The 22,783-nt window shown below is 33.5% G+C and carries 12 protein-coding genes; 7 read left to right on the forward strand and 5 right to left on the reverse strand.

Annotation, left to right across the window (positions count from 1 at the left end):
- Nucleotides 1-4: 4 nt before the first annotated feature.
- Nucleotides 5-205 (reverse strand): hypothetical protein, encoded by a 201-nt coding sequence (locus Q4Q35_RS15855; RefSeq protein ID WP_303278982.1) that lies wholly within the window; start codon nt 203-205, stop codon nt 5-7.
- 100 nt (nt 206-305) lie between these two features.
- Here Q4Q35_RS15855 and Q4Q35_RS15860 point away from each other — a divergent pair, with 100 nt between their 5' ends.
- Nucleotides 306-956, forward strand: a complete 651-nt coding sequence (locus tag Q4Q35_RS15860) for a peroxiredoxin-like family protein (RefSeq protein ID WP_303278983.1) — start codon at nt 306-308, stop codon at nt 954-956.
- Nucleotides 957-1,461: 505 nt separating this feature from the next.
- Nucleotides 1,462-3,069: an MFS transporter gene (locus Q4Q35_RS15865; RefSeq protein ID WP_303278984.1), complete on the forward strand. Its 1,608-nt coding sequence runs from the start codon at nt 1,462-1,464 to the stop codon at nt 3,067-3,069.
- Between the two features lie 290 nt (nt 3,070-3,359).
- Here the strand turns inward: Q4Q35_RS15865 and bglX are convergent, their stop codons facing one another.
- Complete coding sequence (gene bglX, locus Q4Q35_RS15870) at nt 3,360-5,666, reverse strand: beta-glucosidase BglX (RefSeq protein ID WP_437439753.1); 2,307 nt, start codon at nt 5,664-5,666, stop codon at nt 3,360-3,362.
- 405 nt (nt 5,667-6,071) lie between these two features.
- Nucleotides 6,072-6,947: an AraC family transcriptional regulator gene (locus Q4Q35_RS15875; RefSeq protein WP_303278985.1), complete on the reverse strand. Its 876-nt coding sequence runs from the start codon at nt 6,945-6,947 to the stop codon at nt 6,072-6,074.
- A 213-nt stretch (nt 6,948-7,160) separates the two neighbouring features.
- Here Q4Q35_RS15875 and Q4Q35_RS15880 point away from each other — a divergent pair, with 213 nt between their 5' ends.
- The 5 genes from Q4Q35_RS15880 (at nt 7,161) to Q4Q35_RS15900 (ending at nt 20,678) form a co-directional block, all read left to right on the forward strand.
- Nucleotides 7,161-10,169 carry a SusC/RagA family TonB-linked outer membrane protein gene (locus Q4Q35_RS15880; protein ID WP_303278987.1) on the forward strand — a complete coding sequence of 1,003 codons (3,009 nt, stop codon included), beginning with the start codon at nt 7,161-7,163 and terminating at the stop codon, nt 10,167-10,169.
- Between the two features lie 28 nt (nt 10,170-10,197).
- Nucleotides 10,198-11,658 carry a RagB/SusD family nutrient uptake outer membrane protein gene (locus tag Q4Q35_RS15885; RefSeq protein WP_303278988.1) on the forward strand — a complete coding sequence of 487 codons (1,461 nt, stop codon included), beginning with the start codon at nt 10,198-10,200 and terminating at the stop codon, nt 11,656-11,658.
- Between the two features lie 104 nt (nt 11,659-11,762).
- Nucleotides 11,763-15,086 (forward strand): VCBS repeat-containing protein, encoded by a 3,324-nt coding sequence (locus Q4Q35_RS15890; RefSeq protein ID WP_303278989.1) that lies wholly within the window; start codon nt 11,763-11,765, stop codon nt 15,084-15,086.
- Nucleotides 15,087-15,098: 12 nt separating this feature from the next.
- A complete protein-coding gene (locus Q4Q35_RS15895) occupies nt 15,099-18,437 on the forward strand; it encodes a VCBS repeat-containing protein (RefSeq protein WP_303278990.1) in 3,339 nt (1,112 codons plus the stop codon).
- 21 nt (nt 18,438-18,458) lie between these two features.
- Nucleotides 18,459-20,678 carry a CRTAC1 family protein gene (locus Q4Q35_RS15900; RefSeq protein ID WP_303278991.1) on the forward strand — a complete coding sequence of 740 codons (2,220 nt, stop codon included), beginning with the start codon at nt 18,459-18,461 and terminating at the stop codon, nt 20,676-20,678.
- 235 nt (nt 20,679-20,913) lie between these two features.
- Here the strand turns inward: Q4Q35_RS15900 and Q4Q35_RS15905 are convergent, their stop codons facing one another.
- A complete protein-coding gene (locus Q4Q35_RS15905; RefSeq protein ID WP_303278992.1) occupies nt 20,914-21,243 on the reverse strand; it encodes a hypothetical protein in 330 nt (109 codons plus the stop codon).
- Between the two features lie 144 nt (nt 21,244-21,387).
- On the reverse strand, nt 21,388-22,623 hold the full coding sequence (locus tag Q4Q35_RS15910; RefSeq protein ID WP_303278994.1) for a 3-deoxy-D-manno-octulosonic acid transferase: 1,236 nt from the start codon (nt 22,621-22,623) through the stop codon (nt 21,388-21,390).
- Between the last annotated feature and the right edge of the window lie 160 nt (nt 22,624-22,783).

Below are 22,783 nucleotides of genomic sequence, written 5' to 3' on the forward strand. Positions count from 1 at the left end.
ACATTTAATCGAAAAGAATTCCTCGAGGCTCTGCCTCGGGGTTTCCGTTGAAATTGTCATTCCCGTGAAAACGGGAATCTAAATACAGAATTTCGGTTTTTGACCTTTTTAGGTCAAAATGAAACCAGCGAAATACCTCTAAGGCTTTGCCTCGAGGATAGTTGGTTTCAAGAAATTCTTTATTCGGAAGGTCTCGGTACGCCATACCTAAGAAATACCTAATTAAGATAAATAATATTTTTCATATGATAAAGAATTTTATCTTAGCAGCTTTGGCATATAGCTAAAGCAAATAAAGGAAAATTATGAAAAATTTAAAAGAACAAACTGATGCTAAAATTGCAGCAGGACGACAAGCCAACCCTGATTTTATGAAAGGCGTTGACGATATTATTATTAAGGCAAAAGCCTTCCAACAAGGTAGTGATGCTATTAAAATTGGTCAAAAGGCTCCTCATTTTGAGTTACCTGATCCTGAAGGACAATCAATATCGTTAGATGTCTTACTAGATAAAGGCCCTCTTGTTGTCACATTTTATCGTGGTGATTGGTGTCCGTACTGTAACTTACAACTTAGAGCCTTACAGGCCCGGTTAAGTGAAATTCATGCATTAGGTGCTACATTGGTTGCCATTAGTCCACAAGTACCTGACGGATCAATGACAAAAAGTGAAATTAGCGAAATGGATTTTATTGTATTGTCTGATCAAGATGCAAAAGTTGCTTTACAATATGGCGTTGCATGGGAGGTGCCGGAGTTTTTGGTGGAACATATGCGTGTAGATCGCAATCTTGATTTAGAAAAAATTAATAATGGTAACGGTAGTGTGTTACCAATTCCAGCCACGTTTGTATTGGGGCGTGATGGAGTAGTCACATGGAGTTACGTTAACGTTGATTATAGAACACGTTCAGAACCTGATGATGTTATTAAGGCCTTGCAAAATCTGTCTTAAGGATGCACTATGACAAAAGGAGATTAACCTTTTGTGTACATCAAAAACGATTCAACTACATTAATATATGGTTAGTTAAAAATATGTCATTTTAAATGCTCTTTTGTTTTAAGAGGTCTCTGGCCTCCTAAAACATAAATAATAAATCTGTTTTCAATATTGCATTTTAGGCATTTATTAAACAAAACACCAAATTTGGGAGTTTCTTTAACGATGTGAATATCCGTTTACAAGTCTGCTAATATTTGTATTTTTTATTTCTACTACTTAAAACCCCAAAATGTTTAATATTGGTAATTCCGAAACTTTAAAAATGTTTCCTGTAACTCTTTAATATTCAATTACAAGTAGTAAAATGTTTTTTGCTAAGTTAAATGAAAGAATAATATCGGATTTGATAGAAAAAGTATTTAAATTCATAACATGAAATAGCTAATTTAACCTACAATTAATGGTTGGTTAAATACTATTAATTCGTCTATTTAACTTAAAAAATATACAATAAATGTCTATATTAAAAGATAGAGTCTCAATAAAAGAAAAAATAGGATATGCATTAGGAGACGGCGCTGCGAATATAGCATGGAGAGGCGTAGCAACATTTTTATTTATTTTTTACACTGATGTTTTTGGACTTAACCCTGCAACTGTTGGAGTGTTATTCTTAGTTGCTCGATTTAGTGATGGTATTAGTGATGTTTTAATGGGTATTATAGGAGATAGAACGAAATCTAAATATGGTAAGTTTCGCCCTTGGATCTTATGGACAGCCATTCCATTGGCAGCTATTCTTTCGTTACTCTTTGCCAGTCCGGAGCTGAATGATTCTGGGAAAATTGTGTATGCCTATATTACATACATTTTATTTACGCTCATTTATACAGCTAACAATATACCCTATGGCGCATTAATGGCAGTTATGACTGGCGATGATAAAGTCCGTACAAGTATTGGCTCTTATAGAATGGTTGGTGCTTTTGGGGGTGGAATGCTTGTACAAGGTGTGTTACTTTATTTAGTTGCTTATTTTGGGAACATTGATCCTACTATTAAAGTGGACAAACTAGATGAAGATAAGTTTAGAGTAGAGGTGTCTGCACCATCAGATGTATCTAATGTGAATATAAAAACAGAAGATGGGATCGCTCTATTTGTATGGGATAATAAAGCTATTAATGCAGAAGAGAATACGCCTACTCATGCAAAAAGTTTTTCTGTAGAAGCAAATAAAACATATACATTTATTGTAACAGGTGAAAAGAATGTTGATGCCGGTAAAATCTCAATTATTGACCAAAAAGAAGGTTATAGTAACTCTATGTACTTGCTTTCTGTGTTTTTGGCTGTTTTTATGTTTATAACGTTTTACACTACGAAGGAACGGGTTGCGCCACCTAAAAACCAGAAAAGTGATTTAGGGAAAGACTTAAAAGATTTAATATCCAACAAACCTTGGTTGGTTTTATTGTTGGTAGGCTTGTTGTTCAATATTTATAATTCAATAAAGCAAGGCATTGTTGTTATCTATTTTACACATTATTTAAATAACCAATTATTAGCTGCAAGTTTTTTAGTTGGATTGATGTTAGCTTCGATTGCCGGTGCTATAATAACAGCGCCTTTAGGAAAAAAACTAGGGAAGAGAAACCTGTTTATTTATGCGTTAATTTTATCAGGTTTAGTAAATGCGTTACTTGTTTTTTGTGGTTCAGATGATGTAGAGGCTATTTTTACTATTGGTATTATTTCCGAATTTTTTGCAGCAATTTTTCCAACATTGCTTTTTGTAATGCTAGGAGATGCAGCAGATTATTCTGAGTTTAAAAATGGCCGACGTGCTACAGGTCTTGTGTATTCGGCAGGATCATTTGCTACAAAGTTTGGAGGTGGTATTGCAGGAGCTATTATAGGTTTTGTTTTGGCAAATTTTAATTACGATGGTCAAGACGCAGTAGCTATTAGTGGAGCTGTTCCTGGTATTGTTATGTTAATGAGTTGGATTCCATCTATAATAGCTTTAATTGCTGCTGGGCTAATGTTTTTCTATCCACTCAACCAAAAAACATTAGATACTGTAACTTTAGAATTGAATGCTAGAAGGGAATCAGAATAGTTCTAGTAAAAAATAGACAGCATATATTGGTTAGAGGTAAAATATGTGCTGTAAAAGAGAAAGGGTCGCTATAACATATATAACAACCCTTTCTTGTAATTGAACCCATCTTGACTTTTTGTTTTTAACCGAAAATGAGATAAAATTTGTTCAGATGAGACACTTTTCGAAAAGCATAGCATCGCTAAGCATAAAAAAGTAACGAAATATGGGCGAATTTTAGTCATTCCTGCCGGCAGGTAGGTTTTAGGAAATAGAAAAAGTCAAGATTAGTTCATTGTAATAAGGTACTATTTTAATTCAAAACGTGTATTTAAATTAGTATTAGAGCTTCCTCCAATAAAAATTTCAAATTCTCCAGGCTCTATAATAAAATCGCCTTGATTGTTATAAAAACCTAACTCCGTTTTGTTTAAAACAAAATGGATCGTTTTAGTTTCATCGCTTTGTAATTCAATTAATTCGAATCCTTTTAATTCTTTTATAGGGCGTGTAGTACTTGCTACAAGGTCTCTAATATAAAGTTGCACGACTTCTTTGCCTGTTATTTTTCCTGTGTTGGTGACATCAACAGAAATTTTAACATCCTCATCAATATTAAGCACCTTTTTGTTAAGTGTTAAATTTTTATATTCAAAAGATGTATAGCTTAAGCCATGACCAAACGAATAAAGGGGAGTGTTATCTACATCACTATAATGAGACCAAAAAACTAAATTAGGGTTACTCTCGTCTCTAACAGGTCTTCCTGTATTTTTATGATTATAATATATAGGTATTTGCCCAACGTTTTTTGGAAAAGTCATGGGTAGTTTGCCACTCGGATTATAATCTCCGTATAATACTTGTGCTATGGCATGCCCTGCTTGCGTACCAAGTTGCCACGCTTCAACAATAGCAGGTATGTGTTTGTCTGCCCAATTAATAGTTAAAGGCCTTCCGTTGTTTAATACTAAAACAATGTTTTTGTTTACTTTGTATACTTCTTCTAATAATTCTTGTTGAACACCTGGTAAATCAATGTCGGTTCTGCTTCTGGCTTCTCCACTTTGAAACCCATGTTCTCCTAAAACCATAACGACCACATCGGCATTTTTTGCTGCATTTATAGCATCTTTAAACTCACTTCTATCCGTGGTATTTATTTTAATCTCGTTAACGAATTTAGTATCTCCAACAGATACGTCAGCTCCTTTTTTATAAATTAAATTATTGCCTTTATAATGTTGCATGCCTTCTAATACCGATACTCCAGTGCTGTCTTTCGATGCAATTCTCCAACTTCCTAGTGGACTGTTTTTTTCATTTGCTAAAGCGCCAATTAAAGCAATGTTTTGACCTTTTTTTTGTAGTGGTAGCAAATGGTTTTCGTTTTTGAGCAAAACAATAGATTTTTTTGCCATATCCAAAACAGCATCTAAGTGTTTCGGATTATTTACGACTTCCTTTTCTCTGGCTTCGTCACAATATCTATAGGGGTCATCAAATAACCCCAATTCAAATTTTACAGTTAAAATTCTTCTAACAGCGTCGTCGATAATGGTTTCTTCAATAACACCATCTTTTACTAGCTGTTCTAATTCATATATATAAATATGCGATTCCATATCCATATCAGAACCTGCCAGTGCTGCCATTTTAGCAGCGTCTTTATTGTCTTTTGCGTAACCCCAAACAACAAGTTCCTTTATAGAAGCCCAATCGGAGATCACAAAGCCTTTGAAATTCCATTTGTCTTTTAAAATGTCTCTTAACAAATATTTGTTTCCGGTAGCTGGTACACCATCATATTCATTAAATGCATTCATTAAGGTTTTTACGTTAGCATCAACAGCTGCTTTAAATGGAGGTAATACAGCATTATGTAGCGTTGAGTGTCCTATGTCTACTGTATTGTATTCTTTTCCAGCTTCAGAAAATCCATAAGCGGCAAAATGTTTGGCGCAAGCAGCTATAGTGTTTACATCAGATAAATCGTCTCCTTGAAACCCTTCAACCCTAGCTACTGCAATTTTGCTTCCTAAATAAGGATCCTCTCCGGCACCTTCCATAACACGTCCCCATCTAGGGTCTCTAGATATGTCCACCATTGGAGCAAATGTCCAGTTTATACCTGCGGCCGATGCTTCTGCAGCAGCAACTTGTGCAGATTTCTTTATAGCTTCTAAATCCCAGCTAGCAGCTTCAGCTAATGGTATGGGGCTTAATGTTTTGTAGCCATGAATAACATCAAAGCCTATTATTAATGGAATTCCTAATCTGGATTCTTCTACAGCAATTTTTTGTACAGCTCTCACGGCTTTAGTGCCTCTTACAGAAAGCATAGAGCCAACAAGGCCATTTTTTAAATGATCGTATTTTTCTTCTGCATCACCACCGTTGGGAACTGGGCCGGTTACGTCCCAAAATCCATTGTATTGGTTCATTTGACCAATTTTTTCTTTTAGTGTCATTATTTTAATGAGAGAATCTACCTTTTCATTGATTAGTTCTACTTTAGAATAGGTTATAGTATTGTTATTGTTGTGATTATTGGTACAAGCCATAAACATTATTGTTACTATTATATACGTTATGAGTTTAAATTTGATATTCATAATAAAGACATTATTTCATTTAAACAGCTGAAAATCAGTCATTTTGTATTTTAAAAGACTTTATAAAGATTAGTATTATATATTTTTATGTATTATTAATAATACTATTTCCTCATATAAATTAGCATAATTTATCACGCTTAAGTACGATTTAAATTTTGCTTATATTTCATAAAATAAGTGTGTAATTTCATGAGTCTCTTTATTCTATTGGTTTTATAGGTCTATTTTTTTAAAAATAAAGCTGAAATAATTCTTTTTACAAATTTGTTTTACAAAAATATATGTATTATCACGTATTAAATTGTCTTAAATGATCAATTGATGATACTATTTTTAATAATTTAAATAAAGATATGGTAGTGAGGAGGTGCTTATATTAATAAATAAAAAGAAAGACAAATTCTACAAAACACGTTTGATGCAAGAATTAAAATTTTCTCTAAATTCACTAGGAGTGGCATTTTTTTCTTTTTTAAAAATGCGATTAAAATTTGCTATGTTGTTAAACCCGCACTTAAAACTTATTTCAGCAATGCTTAAATCTGTTTCTAAAAGAAGTTTGCTAGCTTGACTTATACGTGTACTATTTACATAAATAACAAAGGTTTTACCTGTTCGCTTTTTTATAAACCTATTAAAAGAAACAGGTGTCATATTTACTAGTGCAGATATTTCGTCTAGTGATATTTTTTTGTCGAAGTTGTTTTGAATATAGTCATAAACTTTTTTTATTTTCGAGCTATTTTCAAAGTCTCTTTTTTGTGTAGTAGAATTAGATAGCATACGTTGGTTTCTTGAGCTAGCTAAATCATATAGTATAGATATAAATTCTAAATAATAGTCAATACCATCTGTTTTGCTAAGCTGTATAAGTCTTGGCGCCATCTCTAAAGAAACTTTTTTTGAAAATAAAATGCCATGGGCAGATTTTTCAAACATATCTTTTATGGGTTTAAATATGTTTCTTGCTAATAGTTTTTCATCAAGTAAGTCGTAATTAATATGTATAGTGATTTCATGGATTTTTTTACATTGACATTTATGTAATTCCCATCCGTGAACTAGATTAGACCCAACAAAAACAAGCTCAATATCGTCTATTTCTTCTATGCTATCTCCAGCTATTCTTCTTACGCCTTTCCCGTTCTGTATAAAATTTAATTCGTATTCCGGGTGAAAATGAATAGGGAAATCAAAATCGTCTTTTACTCGGTCGAAAACTAAAAAACTGTCTTCAGGAGTTAATTGTGTTATTTCTCTATGTATATTATCTAGCATCTGATACGTTTTTGTGATATTGTGAGAAATATATATTATTATTTGATAAAATCATATTATATATGTGTTTATTTTGATGTTAAATTTGTATCACAAACTAAATATTAATTTATCATTAAATAATATAGATTATAATTTTTACTTACTGCAAATCTAATTTATTTAGCGAAATTATTAAAAACTATTTTTCAATAAACTAATTTACAATAACTTATGAAAGAAAAATTATTTAAAAAGTTACTTTTTTTATCGGTTTTTATTTTGAGCATATCTATGTATTCTCAAAATATCACTGGTACTATTTCTGACTCTAATGGTCCTTTGCCCGGTGTTAATGTCATCGTAAAAGGAACTTCTAATGGGTCTGTAACAGATTTTGATGGAAAATATAGTCTTACTAATGTGGGTTCAGATGCCGTATTAGTTTTTAGCTATGTAGGGTATGAAACACTCGAAGTAACCGTTGGTGGGAAGTCTATCATCGATGCTGTTCTTGTAGAAGATACTAGTATTTTAAATGAAGTAGTTGTAGTGGGTTACGGAAAAACATCTAGGCGTTTAGTAACCGGTGCTATTTCTTCAGTAAAATCAGAAGATATTATTAAAACACCAGTAACATCTGCAGAACAAGCTTTGCAAGGACAAGCACCTGGTGTTACTATAATTAATGGAGGTTCACCGGGTACGGCGCCTCAAGTTCAAATACGTGGTTTGGGAACTTTTGGTAATAGTCAACCATTATATGTAGTAGATGGTATCGTTTCTGGAGGAATCAATGAGATCAATCCTAACGATATAGAATCTATTGATGTATTAAAAGATGCATCAACGGCTGCTATTTATGGATCTAGAGCTTCTAATGGTGTTGTAATTATTACAACTAAAAGAGGTAAGTCTGGAAAAACAAAAGTGACCTTCGATTCCTATTTTGCTACTCAAAGTGTTCCAAAAACATTAGACCTGCTTGATTCTAGTCAATTTAGAGAATATGCAGAGGGAACTTTTGGTTTGCCTGCTAGGTATACTTCAGACGAAGCATCAACTAGACTTAATACAGATTGGCAAGACGAAGTATTTCAGACGGCCTTTACCCATAATACGAACTTAGGTGTTTCGGGAGGAAGTGATTCGGCAGTATTTAATATATCTGCGGGTTATATTGATCAAGAAGGTATTATCATTAATACAGGCTTTAAAAGATCGTCCTTAAGAGCAAATAGTGAATTTAAGCTCGGAGAGAAATTTAAGATTGGAGAAACCTTAGCTATTGCAGATTCTCACATGAAAAACGAAGAGGAGAATGGAGATAGAACATTGGTAGAACATATGATCAAGTCATTGCCTTACACGCCTGTTTATAATGCGGATAATCTAGGTGGTTTTGGAGGAGCAGTACCCACTACAGATAGTAATGCAGATCCAGAAAACCCAGTTAGACTTCAAACCATAAGTAATAATACAACTGATATTACCAAAATATTAGGGTCTATATATGCGTCTTATGAGATCTTAAATGGTTTAGAGTATAAGTTTCAATATGGTTTTGAAAGAACATCATTGTCAACAAATATTCACCGACCATCTTTTAATGAGGGCGCAAATTTTCGTACTGCTGCGGAACTCGATCAAAAAGCAAATCTTTTTAATTCGGATACTTACACAAGTTCATTAACATACTCAACTGTTTTTAATGAAGTTCATAATTTAGATTTATTAGCAGTTGTTGAAAAGTTTGAGACTACGGCTCGAAACAATCAATCTAAAGCATCAAATCCATTAACAGATGCGGTACCAGTAATTCTAGGTGGTGCAGAGGTTGTTAATCAGTTTTTTGAATATGGTTTAATTTCCTACATAGGGAGGGTTAATTATAATTATGATAACAAATATTTGTTATCGGCATCACTTCGTCGTGATGGATCCTCTCGTTTTGGTAAAGGAAATAAATGGGCAAATTTCCCAGCTGTGTCTTTAGGTTGGGTGCTAAGTGAGGAAGATTTTTTAAAAGATTCTAATTCAATAAGTAATTTAAAACTTAGAGGATCTTGGGGAGTTACAGGTAACGATGGTTCTGTGGAATATGCCTTTCAATCGGGTGTAATAAGCACATACAGTTATGTAGACTTGGGTAATGCTACAGGGGCTTCTACTTTTGGCCTTTCGAACCCAGATCTAAAATGGGAAGAAGCGACAATGACCAATATTGGTTTAGATGCAGGTTTTTTAAATAATGCACTTACAGTATCTTTTGAATATTATAATAACGATATAGAAGATGTTATTGTACCAATTCCTAATGTCGCATCAGAAGGGTTAGGAGAAGGTTTTACGCAACGTAATGGTGCATCAACAAATACCAAAGGGTTTGAGTTTAATGTTGGTTATAACCATAATAAAGGAGGTGATTTTAGTTGGTCTGCTAATTTGAATCTTGGGACATCTAAAAATAAGGCCGTTAGTCTTAATGACCAGTTGCCTTTTGTAGAAAGTTCTACTTTTGAAGGCCAAAAGTTGTCTAGAATAACAGCAGGTGAATCACTATTTTATTTTTATGGACTTCAAACAGATGGTTTATTTCAACAAGGTGACGATACAAGTGCACAACCAAATGCAGCAGCAGGAGATATTCGTTTTATAGACCAAAATGGTGATGGCGTTATTAATAGTGCAGATAATGTAAAAATAGGAAACCCATTTCCAGAACTCACATATGGTTTAAACTTATCGGCTAATTATAAAAATTTCGATGCGACCTTATTCTTTAGTGGCGTAAGTGGAAACGATATTTATAATACAACGCTGTATGATTTAGAAGGGATGACACGTTTGTTTAATGCGGGAACTGCTGTGTTAAACAGATGGACGCCAACTAATACAAATACAACGATACCTAAGTTTGCAACTCATTCTGATAATGTGGTGAGTTCAGATCGTTATATAGAAGATGGATCTTATGCTAAACTTAGAAATTTAACTGTTGGTTATAGTTTGTCAGAGTCAACATTGTCCAGTTTAGCAAATGGAGCTATAACAAAGTTTAGAATATATGCCACAGGACAAAACTTATTTACGATAACGGATTATTCTGGTTACGACCCAGAAATTGGTGGAAGTGCTACGGTAAACCCAGATCAACAATCTCCCGCAGCTGGTGTTGGGATTGATAGAGGGGTGTATCCACAACCAAGATCGTTTATTCTTGGAGTCCAATTAGCATTTTAATATATTAATTAAATAATATAAAAAAAACATGAAAAAATTTAAAATCTTTATAGCAAGTATCTTAGTGGTTGTTGGGATCCTGATATCTTGTGATGAATCAAAAATAGACTTACTTGACCCAAATGAATCGTCGGTAGAAGCGTTTTTCACATCTACCGTACAATTACAATCTGCGGTGACAGCACCTTATACATTTCTACAAGCAGAGGGTAATTATTCAAGATATCAATTCTATATTAACGATAATATTGCTGGTGAAAATTATGCGGTAGGTAATTTAGAAGCAGATAAGAAAGATATGATCGATAGGCAGGTAAAAGTATCAAATAATGGTAGTAATCTGTATTGGCAACATAACTATCAAGGTATAGGACGTTGTAATTTTGTTATCGAAAATGAGCCAAATTTTAAAAATATACCTGATAATATCATAACAACAAGCATAGCAGAAGTACGATTTTTAAGAGGGCTTTTTTATTTCAATTTAGTTGCTAAATACGGAGAAATACCTTTGGTTCTTGACCTAGATCCTGATAAAGTTAAGGGAGGAAGGCCTAAGTCTCCAATAGCAGATATTTACAATGCTATTGTTGCCGATCTAGAATTTGCAGCGGCTAACTTACCTGCAAAAGGAACGCAGGAGAATGGTAGGCCAACATCTGGTGCAGCTTGGGCGCTATTAGGAAAAGTATTATTACAAAGTGATGATGCGGCAGGTGCAAAGACTGCTTTAGCAAATGTAACGGGTTATAGTTTAGTAGATGAGTACACCGATAATTTTACTGTAGCAGGAGAGCATAATGATGAATCTATATTTGAGGTGCATTTTGATGAGTCTAAGGGGGTAGGTGATGCTTGGTCCTTGCGTGATGGAACTGGGAACGCAGAAACGACCTTTAGAGCTCAAGAGTATTCAGGGTGGTTTAATGTAAAGCCAAGCCAAACACTTTTAGATGAATACGAGGATGATGATATGCGTTATGCGTTTACTTTTTATTCACTTGATGCTAGTGATAATGGAACAATGACGGACACCTTCAATAACGGGGAATCTAGATATGTTGCACATGATTTAGGTGTTGCTGATGAAAATGATAATTTAATATCTATAGGTGAAGATGGTAATCCTGCTTGGAGAAAGTATCAAAATTTAGATAACAGACCTTCAGAAACACCATCTAGTGGTATAAATGCACGAGTGCTTCGTTATGCAGACGTATTACTAATGAAAGCAGAAGCAGAGATACGTTCAGGTGGATCGGAAGCTGTAGCTCTAGGCTTTTTGAATGAGGTTCGTGCAAGGCCATCAGTGTCTATGGATCCTGTTAATGTAACTGGTACTGATGCGATTTTAGATGCCATTAAACATGAACGATGGGTGGAATTAGCAGGTGAGCAATCCAGATGGTTAGACCTGCAACGATTTGATAATGACCCATATTTAATGCCGATACCAAACAAAGAATTAACGGGCAATCCTAATTTGTAAATAGTATAGTTTAGTTTTTATATTAATTTGATTTATTAGTTGATCCTGTATACTTGTTATACAGGATTTTCTATATTTGTTTATCCCCATAAATTAGTTTCATTATGAAATTATTTAAGAGTTTTTTACTTCTCGTTTTTATTGTTTCTTGTTCAAAAAATATTGAGAAAAAACAGTTTACATTATTAAGTCCAAAAGCATCAGGAATAAATTTTGAAAATGCTTTAACAGAATCAGACAGTCTAAATTATTTTAACTACCCATACATTTATATGGGAGGCGGTATTGCTGTTGGCGATTTTAATAATGACAATTTGCAAGACCTGTATTTTACAGGTAATATGGTTAATAATAGGCTTTACCTTAATAAAGGCGCTTTAACTTTCGAAGATATTACAGAAAAAGCCAATGCGGGTTTATCGCATAACGATTGGTTCTTAGGAGCAACTACGATTGATATTAATAATGATGGTTGGTTAGATATTTATTTAAGTGTATCTGGTAAAAAAGAAAATTGTCCAAATAAACTATTAGTAAACCAAGGATTAAATAAAGAAGGGCATATAACATTTAAAGAAGAGGCCGAAACCTATGGTATTGCAGATACAGGCCATAGTACGCAAAGCGCTTTTTTTGATTATGATAATGATGGTGATCTGGATCTGTATGTTGCCAATTATCCTATAACCCCTTTTAATACCCCACCAGATATTTTTAAACAACATATAAGGCATGCGTCTTCAAGACATTCAAATCATCTATATAAAAATGATGGTAATGGCGTATTTACAGACGTTACAAAGGAGGCAGGTGTGCTGTCGTATAGTTTGTCTTTAAGTGCCAGTGTAAGTGATTTAAATAATGATGGTTATAAAGATATCTATGTAAGTAACGATTTTGCCAGCGCCGATTTTTGTTATATAAATAATGGAGACGGTACATTTAGAAACACCATCGAACAATCTGTAAAGCATACAGCTTTGTATGGTATGGGAGCCGATATTGCCGATTTTAATAACGATGGTTTTTTAGATATTTTTCAAGCAGATATGGATGCTTCTACAAATAAACGTTCTAAAGCGAATATGGCAAGTATGAACCCTCAGGTGTTTTGGGATACTTACAATTCTGGATTATATTATCAATATATGCACAATTGTTTGCAACTAAACACAGGTGTTTTAGGTTTAGATAATACACCGCAATTTAATAATATTTCCAGGATCTCAAATATCTCTAGTACCGATTGGAGCTGGGGACCCATTTTTGCAGATCTAGATAATGATGGATGGAAAGACCTGTACGTGTCTAATGGGACAAGACGAGAAATAAACAATACCGATTTTTTTAATGCTATTAAAAAAGAGAAGAACCCTTTTGGAAAAAAGAAAAAGAATGATGATCTTCAAAATTCATTAAAAATGCCATCAGAAAAAACAGATAATTTTGTTTTTAGAAATTCTAAAGATCTAACATTCGAAAAAATAAATGCCGAGTGGGGATTGGAGTTTAAAGGGTTTTCCAATGGTGTTGCATATGCAGATCTGGATAATGATGGAGACCTTGAAATCATATTGAATAACATAGATGATAAAGCGGTCATCTTTGAGAATAATAATAGTGAAAACAATAATTATATCACAGTTCAATTTAATGGAAATGAATTAAACCCTAAAGGGATAGGTGCAAAATGCACCATTATTGCAGATGGTAAAAAACAATTCCAAGAATTAAGTTTAGAGCATGGTTATATCTCTTCTATGGCGCCATTACTTCATTTTGGACTAGGAAAAGAAACAACCATAGATACATTAATTATAGAATGGCAAGATGGTAAAGTGCAAAAAATAACTAATGTATTAGTCAATAAAACAGTGGTCTTAAATTATGCGGATGCCGTATCGGAAAATACTGTAGAAGAAGTAAAAACAGTTCAGTTTTTTAATTCAGAAAACAACACATTAGATTCATTGTTTATGCATATAGAGAATGAGTACGATGATTACGCAAAAGAAATTCTGTTGCCGCATAAAACATCTACTTTTGGTCCGTATATATCTGTTGGCGATATAAATAAAGACGGTTTAGACGATTTTTATATAAGTGGCGCTTCAAAACAAAAAGGAGGATTATTCTATCAAAACAAGAATGGCACGTTTGATAAAAAAATAGTGGCTTTAGGTAGCGATGCCATTCATGAAGATATGGGGTCTTTAATGTTTGATGCCGATAATGATGGCGATTTAGATCTGTATGTTGTTAGTGGAGGCAATGAGTTCGAACCCCATTCTAAGTTGCTTCAAGACAGGCTTTATAAAAATGATGGCTCAGGTAACTTATCCCTATTAAAAAATGGGCTTCCAGAAATGATTACCAGTGGGTCTCGTGTTTATAATTTAGATTACGATAAAGATGGTGATCAAGATTTGCTTATCTGTGGGAGGCTAATTCCGGGAAACTATCCATCACCTGCAAAAACATATATTTTAGAAAACGTTAGCACCCCCGAAACCATTAAATTTTTAGATGTTACAGATGTTTTAATTTCCGATTTTAATAAATTGGGACTAGCAACCTCTGCGAGTATTGGAGATATAGATAATGATGGTTGGCCAGATATTGTAGTAGTAGGAGAATGGATGCCTATACGAGTTTTTAAAAATAATCAAGGCAAAAGCTTTAATGAGGTTTCTGAAAATTTAGGATTAACAGATACTACAGGCTGGTGGTTTAGTATTGCGAGTGGTGATTTTGATAACGATGGCGACATTGATTTTGTTGCCGGGAATTTAGGGCTTAATTATAAATATAAATCGTTTGAAAATGAAACCTTCGATATTTACTTCAATGATTTTGATGATAATAATAAAAAAGATATCGTTTTAAGTTATTATAACGAAGGTAAAAAATACCCAGTTAGAGGGCGCTCCTGTTCGTCATCGCAAGTAGGAGAAATTAAAGAAAAATTTAAAACCTATAATGAATTTGCCGAAGCAACACTAGTTGATGTATATGGCGAAAAAGAATTAGAAGCATCGCTACACTATCAAGTCAATACATTTGCAACTTCATATATTGAAAATAAAGGAGGGCAATTCATTTTACATAAATTACCTAATGAGGTGCAATTATCGAACATCAATCAGGTTTTAGTAAAAGATTTTAATGACGACGGAAATTTAGATTTGCTAACAGCAGGAAACTTATATGGGGCGGAGATTGAAACCCCAAGAAATGATGCAGGAACAGGTGTGTTTTTATCAGGAAATGGTCAAGGAATATTTACACCGCATCGCATTCAGGAAAGCGGATTTTATACCCCTAAAGATGTTAAAGATTTAGCCTTAATAAAGGTTGGCGAAAAACAAATGATTATCGCTTCAAATAATAACGACATCCTTAAATTTATTGAAGTTAAATCAAATTAGAACCACATAACAATGATGCCATTAAATGCTTTTTATCAAAAACCATGGTTTTATATTTTTAGTTTGTGTTTGTTTTTTGGCTGTAAAGAAGAACAAGCCAAGCAAGAAGTAGTGGTGGTTGAGAAAGAAACATTGTTTAAAAGTTTGTCGTCAAAAGAAACAGGAATTCGCTTTAACAATACCATACAAGAAAACCCCAATAACTTTTTTATAGTTTATAATTATGCTTATAACGGGGGTGGTGTCGCTATAGGTGATATTAATAACGATGGACTCTCAGATATTTATTTTACAGGGAATCAAGTTGAAAATAAATTATACCTAAACAAAGGAAACTTTCAATTTGAGGATATTACAAGTTTAGCTGGTGTAGGAGGAGGAAAAGGTTGGAGCAATGGCGTTGTTATGGTAGATATAAACGGAGATAGTTTTTTAGATATATATGTATGCAAAGGCGGTTGGCGAGGTACAGATGCAGAACGTACCAATCTGCTTTATATTAATAATGGCGATAGTACATTTACAGAACAAGCTAAGGAGTATCATATTGCAGATATAGGATTTTCTATGATGGCTTCGTTTTTCGATATGGATAATGATAACGATTTAGACATGTATTTAATCAACCGTCCAAAACGTTTTTTTCTTTCACACGACGATATTAGAAAAGGTAAAGCAGAACAAAGTCCTTTGTACAGAGATAAACTCTATGAGAACATAAATGGCGTTTATAAAGAAATAGGTTTAAAGTCAGGAATAAATCAAACATATGCTTACGGATTAGGGCTATCGACTTCCGATTTAAATAACGATGGTTTTAGTGATATTTATGTGGCTAACGACTATTTCGAAAGCGATTATTTTTTTGAAAACAAAGGGAATAAAACATTTAAGCAAAACATTGAATCTATTACCAATCATGTGGCCTTTTATGGTATGGGTATAGATGTTGTTGATTTTAATAATGATGGTTATGAGGATCTTGTAGAATTGGACATGACATCATCAGATCATGTACGCGCAAAAACAACCATGGCTACAATGAATGTTGATGCGTTTAACCGCATTTTAAATGAAGGGAATCACTATCAGTACATGCATAATGTACTTCAAATAAATAATGGCAATGGATTCTTTAGTGAAATAAGTCAGTTTGCAGGTATCGATAAAACCGATTGGAGCTGGTCTTGTATTGGGAGTGATTTTGATAACGACGGATTACGAGATTTGTTTGTTTCTAATGGGTTTAGGCGTGATATTTTTGATAAAGATGCGACCAATGAGTTTTCCAAGTATATAGAATCAAAAGAAAAAAAACAGCGTTCAAAAAGCGAAAATGTTGACTATATAGTAAACTTATTTAACGAAAATAAAATTCATAATTATATTTATAAAAACGATGGCGATTTAAAGTTTTCAGATAAAGTAAAAGACTGGGGTTTAGAAACTATTAGTTTTTCTAATGGCGCAGCTGTTGGGGATTTGGATAATGACGGCGATTTAGATCTGGTTGTAAATAATATTAATGATGATGCTTTTGTTTACAAAAACAATTCACAGAAATCTGGAAATAACTTTCTTAGAGTAAAATTAAAAGGCCCTAAAAATAACACACTAGGATTAGGAGCAAAAATTACGGTATTTACTAAAAATAGTATGCAATACCACGAATTAAAGAATGTACGTGGGTATCTGTCTTCAACCGACCCAATAGCACATTTTGGATTGAGTAAAACAAAGACAATTGATTCTGTAAAAGTTGTATGGCCAGATAAAAAAATGAGTTTTTTATCTAATATAAAAACTGATACAGTTTTAACAATAGACTACAAGAAGTCCTATGCCGTAAAATTAAATGCAACTAAGTATAGCCCGATTTTTAAAGATATAACCAGCACTGCTTTTTCAGGGAATAAAGTAACTCACAAAGAGAATAGTTTTGATGATTTTGAAGCCCAAATATTACTGCCTCATAAACTTTCAACCGAAGGGCCTTGTATTTCAGTTTCAGATATAAATAATGATGGGTTTGAAGATTTTTATATAGGAGGTGCAGCAAATCAAAGCGGGAAACTGTTATTGCAAAAAAAGAATGAAACCTTTGTAGAAAGTAAGCAGTTAAGTTTTTTAAAAGATAAAATTTTTGAAGATGTTGCTTCGGTGTTTTTTGATGCAAATAAGGATGGGTTCACAGATCTGTATGTTGTTAGCGGAGGTAATGAATTTTCTGAAAATGCTCCAGAATATCAAGATCGATTATATATAAATGATGGAAAAGGATATTTTGTTAAATCGGATAATTTGCCAAAAATGGAGTCTAGTGGTGGCTGTGTTGTACCGTTAGATTATGACGACGATGGCGATTTAGATTTGTTTATTGGCGGACGGTTAGTGCCTAACCGCTATCCAGTATCTCCAAAAAGCTATTTGTTACAAAACAATTCTGGAGTTTTTGCAAACGTAACATCTCAATTTGCTAAAGATTTGGAGTATGCAGGTATGGTGACCGATGCGACCTGGCAGGATATAGATGGAGATTCTAAAAATGAATTAGTTGTGGTAGGAGAATGGATGCCTATAAGTGTATTTAAAATAGAAGAAGGTGTTTTTAAAAAACAAAACGTACCAACTTTAAATAAAACAAATGGCTGGTGGAATACCATTGAAGCAAAAGATATTGATCTTGATGGTGACATAGATTTTGTATTAGGAAATCTTGGAGAGAATTATAAATTTAAGGCTAGTAAGGAGAAACCATTTTATGTATTTGCATCAGATTATGATAAAAATGGAACAAACGATGTGTTTCTTGCTAAAGATTATAAAGATAAAATTGTACCAATACGCGGTAAAGAATGTTCAACAGAGCAATTACCGGATTTATCTAAAAAATTCTCAACATATAATGAGTTTGCATCTGCAGATATAGGAACTATATTAGATGATAAAGCACTTACTTCTCAAAAACACGAAGCGTATATATTTCAATCCGTATTTTTAATTAATAATGGAGGGGTTTTGGAAATAATGAAGCTTCCTAGTCAAGCACAGTATTCTACAGTACAGGGTATTGTTGTAGATGATTTTAATGAAGATGGTATTAATGATGTTTTACTTGCAGGAAATAAATTTAATGTTGAAATAGAAACGACACGGGCAGATGCTTCTGTCGGATTGTTATTAGAAGGTATTGGGGATTTTGGTTTTAAGGAATTAAAGTCCTATTCAAGTGGTGTTTTTTTACCGTTTAATGTCAAGGAGTGTAAGGCTATAAGACTTGGTAAAAGTACTAAAGGTGTTCTAATTGGAATTAATAATGGCACTATACATCTGCTAAAAATGTCTAATTAGAATATTATATTTTCTAAAAAAATGTTGAAATTGTTAAAACGTGTATCAAAAACCTTATTGTTTGCATTAGTTATTCTAGGTTGTAATAAGGAAGAATCAACCATACAGGAGCTACTCAAAAAAACAGCTAAAGAACAGTTTTTTGTTCCAGAGAACGACTATGCGTCCTCGGTCAGGGTAGCCTATTTTGATAGTATTATTAAAACGGCTCCAGCTAATAAAAAAACCAGTCTCAATCTGTTGAAGGCTGAAGAGTTGTTATACGCAGGAAAAACAAAAAATGCGATTGAAATATTAGAGACCTTATGGGATAGAAGTTTAAATGGGCCAATAAATTATAACCTGGAACCTCGTGAAGAAAAAAAGATCTCCTCTTTGTTAGCTGTTGCTTATTTACGAATGGGAGAACAGCAAAATTGCCTGCATCATCATGAGGCTTCCGCCTCCTGCATTATTCCTATCGGTCCCAAAGGATACCATCATGTAAAAGAAGGCTCAAGAAAAGCCATAGTAATGTTTGAGAAAATGTTGAGTTATAATTCTCATGATTTTAATAGTCGTTGGCTGTTGAATATTGCATATATGACCTTAGGAGAATACCCAGATGGAGTACCCGAAAAATGGGTAATCCCAGAAAGTGTTTTTAAATCGGACTACCCATTAAAAAAATTTAGAGATATAGCTCCTAAATTAGGGTTGAACATCAATGAACTTTCGGGAGGTATTGTGGTAGACGATTTTAATAATGACGATTTATTAGATGTATTGGTCTCTAGCTGGTTTCCTTCGCATCTCCTGAGGTATTTTGTTAATAATGGTGACGGTAACTTTACAGAAAAAACACAAACAGCTGGTGTGACTGAGATTGGAGGAGGATTGAATATGGTGCAGGCAGACTATAATAATGATGGCTTTTTAGATGTGTTTGTTCTTAGAGGTGCCTGGTTAGGTAAATTGGGAAAACATCCAAATTCTCTATTACGAAATAATGGGGATAATACGTTTACAGATGTGACCATAGAAGCAGGGTTGCTTTCGTTTCATCCAACACAAACAGCAACTTGGGCAGATTTTAATAATGATGGATGGATAGACCTATTTATAGGGAATGAGTCTGAACCAAATAATATGCATCCTTGCGAGCTATACGTAAACAATGGAGATGGTACTTTTTCCAATAAAACTAAAAGCGCAGGACTTACTGTGAGCGATGCTCAAAATGCTTATTATGTAAAAGGAGTTACTACGGTCGATTTTGACAATGATGGTTGGATGGATATTTACGTGTCCAATTATAAAACATCTAGTAAAAACCTATTATTCAAAAATACTGGTATGGATGAAGTAGGAGAGATTCACTTTAAGGAAGTAGGAACAAGTATTGGGATAGGAGAAACATTCTCTAGTTTTCCCACTTGGTCTTTCGATTACGATAATGATGGCTGGATGGATATTTTTGTAGCAGGCTACAAAAGGAGTGGTTATGGAGATCCCATATCGGCAGATATTACTAAAGAATATCTAGGTTTCCCTCATCAGGCAGAGACCATGCGTCTCTACAAAAATAGCGGTGGCACTTTTTCCGATGTGTCAAGTAAAGTAGGATTGAATAAGATCGGATATGCCATGGGAGCTAATTATGGCGATTTGGACAACGACGGCTATCTAGACATATATTTAAGTACAGGAGAGACGGGTTTTGAATCCATTATTCCGAATCGCGTGTTTCGAAACTCGTATGGAAAAACCTTTCAAGATGTTACAACAGCTGGAGGTTTCGGACATTTGCAAAAAGGGCATGCGGTATCTTTTTCAGATATTGATAACGATGGGGATCAAGATATACATGTTGTTATGGGTGGTGCTTTCGAAGGTGATAATTTTTTTAATTCTGTGTATGAGAATCCTTATCAAAATGAGAACAGTTGGGTGAAATTTATTTTAGAAGGAACAAAGGCTAATCGTTCTGCTATAGGAAGTAAATTAGCAGTAACTATTATAGAAGATGAACACGAACGTATCATTTTTCACACGATAAGCTCGGGAGGTAGTTTTGGTAGTTCGACACTAAGAGCAGAAATTGGTTTGAGTAAAGCTTCAGAGATAATCAAATTAGAATTGACTTGGGCTGGAAGCGGTACGCGCCAAATATTTGAAAATATTAAATTGAATACGTTTTATAAAATAATAGAAGGCAATCCGCAGGTAAAAGAGATCCATTTGAGATCAATACCTATGTAAACTGAAATACAGATAAGTAATGTTTATATTGTTGATAAATAATGTTTTGTCATGTCGACAGAACGAAGCATGAGTGACGAGACATCTCATAAAGATGAGATTTTTCATTACAAGCTACACTTTATGCCTTCAAATAAAATATATTTTGTTTTCTATACTCCTCTGTATCAAAAATACCTATAAATAAAAAAGACCGCTATATAGCAGTCTTTTTTATATAAAGATATTGTTGGTATTAGTGACCAGCTTCTTTCTTTACTTCATCAACCTTACTTTTTACAGCATCGGCAGCTCCTTCTGCAGCTTTAACAGCAGCATCAGCAGCTCCTTCGGCAGCATCAGTAGCAGCATCAACAGCACCTTCAGCTGCATCTGTAGCGGCATCAACAGCACCTTCTGCAGCTTCTGCAGCAGCATCAGCAGTAGCTTCTACAGCTTCTGCAGCAGCATCAGCGGCAGCTTCAACAGCAGCTTCTGCATCTTCGGCTTTTTTAGTATCTCTACAAGAAGTAAGAGATATACTTAGTACTAATAATAAAGTGGTACTTAATAATAATTTTTTCATTGTTCTTGTTTTAGTGTTAATTATTTGATCGTTAAAATACTGATTACTAACCAAGTATTAAAGTGTTAGTTACGAATTTAGTGACTTTTGGTATATTTTAAGAATTTTATGTTAATTTTTTTAACATTTATTCGGTGAAATACTTTATATACGCAGATAATCTAGTATTTGGATGACGGCACCTTTATTCTTTTTAATAAAAGCCATACTACTTCTCCCACAAGACAAGCGTTTTTCCTCATTCCTAATTAATTCATTTAAAATATTATTAAACGTTTCTTGATTGGAAATAGAAAACATACCACCAATGTCTATCATGGCTTTAGCTTCTGGGAATTTTTCGTGATTGGAGCCAATAACAATAGGTATTGCGAATACAGCAGGTTCTAAAGTGTTGTGTAAACCAGTATGCCCCATGGCACCACCAACATAAGCAATATCTGCATAACTGTAAATTTTTGTGAGTATTCCTATAGTGTCTATTATAAAAACCTGAGCATCTATTAACAGCTGGTCATTTTTTTTGGAATATAATACAGATTGGCAGTCTAACTTATCTTGAATGCTATTTATTTGTGATGTTTTTATATTATGAGGCGCTATAATAAATTTTACATTTTTATGATCACAAGAATTAATATAATTAATCAATAATTTTTCATCTTCAGGCCATGTACTACCAGCAACTATACATAGTTTGTCGCCTTTAAAAGTTTCGACAAAACTTAAATCATTGTTTAAATCTAATTGGCTAAAAACACGATCAAAACGGGTGTCTCCACTAATAGTTACATTATTATAATTTATAGATTGAAGTAATGTTTTTGACGTTTCGTTCTGTGTAAAAATATGTTCGAAAGAAAATAAAGCCCGTCTCAATTCTGCACCATAAAACTTAAAGTAAGATTGATTCTTTCTAAAGGCTGCCGAAATTAAAATGGCACGTAAAGCTCTCTTTTTTAATTCATTTAAATAGTTAGGCCAAATATCATATTTAACAAAAATGGTGAGCTCTGGATTAACAATGTTTACAAATCGTTTTGAATGACTTTTAGTGTCCAGAGGTAAGTAAACAACAACATCTGCAATAGGTGAGTTTTTACGTATTTCGTATCCAGAGGGAGAAAAAAAACTAAGTACAATTTTATGCTGGTTATAGTGTTTTCTTAGTTCTTTAAAAACAGGAAGGCCTTGTTCGTATTCACCTAAAGAAGCACAATGAAACCATAAAGTTTTATCATTGGGGGTTAAATTACTTTCAAGAATCTTAAAAGTATTTTGACGACCAATAACCCCTTTTTTAATTTTTTCATTAAGTAAAGAGGTGCATTTTAAACCAAAATGCGCTATATGGATACCTATGTTGTAAATAAAACTCAATTCTTTTCTTTACCGCTAAAATACATTTCTTTGAAACAAATTCATTGGTTAGCGTAAATGAATTTTGTAATTTTGTGAGCTGTTACTCCACGATGGAGGTTCATTAAATTTAGTCTTAATTGTTTTATTTAAAATAATAAAAGATTGCAATTTTTTTTAG

The organism is Flavivirga aquimarina (assembly GCF_030540835.1).
Classification (GTDB): Bacteria; Bacteroidota; Bacteroidia; order Flavobacteriales; family Flavobacteriaceae; genus Flavivirga; species Flavivirga aquimarina.

Bases quoted from the DNA above. Each gene is read 5' to 3' on its own strand.
- Q4Q35_RS15890 (WP_303278989.1), top strand. From the start codon at position 11,763: ATGAAATTATTTAAGAGTTTTTTACTTCTCGTTTTTATTGTTTCTTGT.
- Q4Q35_RS15860 (WP_303278983.1), top strand. From the start codon at position 306: ATGAAAAATTTAAAAGAACAAACTGATGCTAAAATTGCAGCAGGACGA.
- Q4Q35_RS15895 (WP_303278990.1), top strand. From the start codon at position 15,099: ATGATGCCATTAAATGCTTTTTATCAAAAACCATGGTTTTATATTTTT.
- Q4Q35_RS15880 (WP_303278987.1), top strand. From the start codon at position 7,161: ATGAAAGAAAAATTATTTAAAAAGTTACTTTTTTTATCGGTTTTTATT.
- Q4Q35_RS15855 (WP_303278982.1), bottom strand. From the start codon at position 205: ATGGCGTACCGAGACCTTCCGAATAAAGAATTTCTTGAAACCAACTAT.
- Q4Q35_RS15875 (WP_303278985.1), bottom strand. From the start codon at position 6,947: ATGCTAGATAATATACATAGAGAAATAACACAATTAACTCCTGAAGAC.
- Q4Q35_RS15900 (WP_303278991.1), top strand. From the start codon at position 18,459: ATGTTGAAATTGTTAAAACGTGTATCAAAAACCTTATTGTTTGCATTA.
- Q4Q35_RS15865 (WP_303278984.1), top strand. From the start codon at position 1,462: ATGTCTATATTAAAAGATAGAGTCTCAATAAAAGAAAAAATAGGATAT.
- Q4Q35_RS15885 (WP_303278988.1), top strand. From the start codon at position 10,198: ATGAAAAAATTTAAAATCTTTATAGCAAGTATCTTAGTGGTTGTTGGG.
- Q4Q35_RS15905 (WP_303278992.1), bottom strand. From the start codon at position 21,243: ATGAAAAAATTATTATTAAGTACCACTTTATTATTAGTACTAAGTATA.
- bglX (WP_437439753.1), bottom strand. From the start codon at position 5,666: ATGAATATCAAATTTAAACTCATAACGTATATAATAGTAACAATAATG.